This window comes from Streptomyces djakartensis, assembly GCF_014651075.1.
GTDB classification, from domain to species: Bacteria; Actinomycetota; Actinomycetes; order Streptomycetales; family Streptomycetaceae; genus Streptomyces; species Streptomyces djakartensis.
Map to the genome: position 1 here is coordinate 1,728 of NZ_BMWE01000044.1, position 2,072 is coordinate 3,799.

A 2,072-nucleotide genomic window follows, 5' to 3' on the forward strand; every position below is an offset into this window, starting at 1 on the left:
AGCGTGTCGGGCACGCTGTTGGGTGTCTGAGGGAATGAACTTCTCCTCAGGTGCCGGCCCCGGTGAAGCGCCACGGAAGTGGTGTGTGACGGGTGGCTGGTCGTTGTTTGAGAACTGCACAGTGGACGCGAGCATCTGTGGCCAAGTTTTTAAGGGCGCACGGTGGATGCCTTGGCACCAGGAACCGATGAAGGACGTGGGAGGCCACGATAGTCCCCGGGGAGTCGTCAACCAGGCTTTGATCCGGGGGTTTCCGAATGGGGAAACCCGGCAGTCGTCATGGGCTGTCACCCGCTGCTGAACACATAGGCAGTGTGGAGGGAACGCGGGGAAGTGAAACATCTCAGTACCCGCAGGAAGAGAAAACAACCGTGATTCCGGGAGTAGTGGCGAGCGAAACCGGATGAGGCTAAACCGTATACGTGTGAGACCCGGCAGGGGTTGCGTATGCGGGGTTGTGGGATCTCTCTTCCACGGTCTGCCGGCCGTGGGACGAGTCAGAAACCGTTGATGTAGGCGAAGGACATGCGAAAGGTCCGGCGTAGAGGGTAAGACCCCCGTAGTCGAAACGTCAGCGGCTCGTTTGAGAGACACCCAAGTAGCACGGGGCCCGAGAAATCCCGTGTGAATCTGGCGGGACCACCCGCTAAGCCTAAATATTCCCTGGTGACCGATAGCGGATAGTACCGTGAGGGAATGGTGAAAAGTACCCCGGGAGGGGAGTGAAATAGTACCTGAAACCGTGTGCCTACAAGCCGTGGGAGCGTCGGAACAAGGCTTGCCTTGTTCTCGTGACTGCGTGCCTTTTGAAGAATGAGCCTGCGAGTTTGCGGTGTGTTGCGAGGTTAACCCGAGTGGGGAAGCCGTAGCGAAAGCGAGTCCGAATAGGGCGATTCAGTAGCGCGCTCAAGACCCGAAGCGGAGTGATCTAGCCATGGGCAGGTTGAAGCGGAGGTAAGACTTCGTGGAGGACCGAACCCACCAGGGTTGAAAACCTGGGGGATGACCTGTGGTTAGGGGTGAAAGGCCAATCAAACTCCGTGATAGCTGGTTCTCCCCGAAATGCATTTAGGTGCAGCGTCGTGTGTTTCTTGCCGGAGGTAGAGCACTGGATAGGCGATGGGCCCTACCGGGTTACTGACCTTAGCCAAACTCCGAATGCCGGTAAGTGAGAGCGCGGCAGTGAGACTGTGGGGGATAAGCTCCATGGTCGAGAGGGAAACAGCCCAGAGCATCGACTAAGGCCCCTAAGCGTACGCTAAGTGGGAAAGGATGTGGAGTCGCAGAGACAACCAGGAGGTTGGCTTAGAAGCAGCCACCCTTGAAAGAGTGCGTAATAGCTCACTGGTCTAGTGATTCCGCGCCGACAATGTAGCGGGGCTCAAGCGTACCGCCGAAGTCGTGTCATTGCGATATATACCCCCAACGGGGATCGTGATGGGTAGGGGAGCGTCGTGTGCCGGGTGAAGCAGCACCGGAAGGTAGTTGTGGACGGTTCACGAGTGAGAATGCAGGCATGAGTAGCGATTCACACGTGAGAAACGTGTGCGCCGATTGACTAAGGGTTCCTGGGTCAAGCTGATCTGCCCAGGGTAAGTCGGGACCTAAGGCGAGGCCGACAGGCGTAGTCGATGGATAACCGGTTGATATTCCGGTACCCGCTGTGAAGCGTCAAACATCGAGCATCGTGATGCTAAGGCCGTGAAGCCGTTCCGGACCCTTCGGGGAAAGGAAAGTGGTGGAGCCGCCGAACCAAGCGGTTAGTAGGTGAGTGATGGGGTGACGCAGGAAGGTAGTCCATCCCGGGCGGTGGTTGTCCCGGGGTAAGGGTGTAGGCCGGACGGTAGGTAAATCCGCCGTTCATTAAGGCTGAGACCTGATGCCGAGCCGATTGTGGTGAAGTGGATGATCCTATGCTGTCGAGAAAAGCCTCTAGCGAGTTTCATGGCGGCCCGTACCCTAAACCGACTCAGGTGGTCAGGTAGAGAATACCGAGGCGTTCGGGTGAACTATGGTTAAGGAACTCGGCAAAATGCCCCCGTAACTTCGGGAGAAGGGGGGCCACATCTTGG

At 57.5% G+C, this 2,072-nt stretch carries 1 rRNA gene (only partly in view); it reads left to right on the forward strand.

From position 1 onward, the window contains the following. Positions 1-139 precede the first annotated feature (139 nt). Positions 140-2,072, forward strand: a 23S ribosomal RNA gene (locus IE212_RS34345); it runs 1,270 nt beyond the window's last position.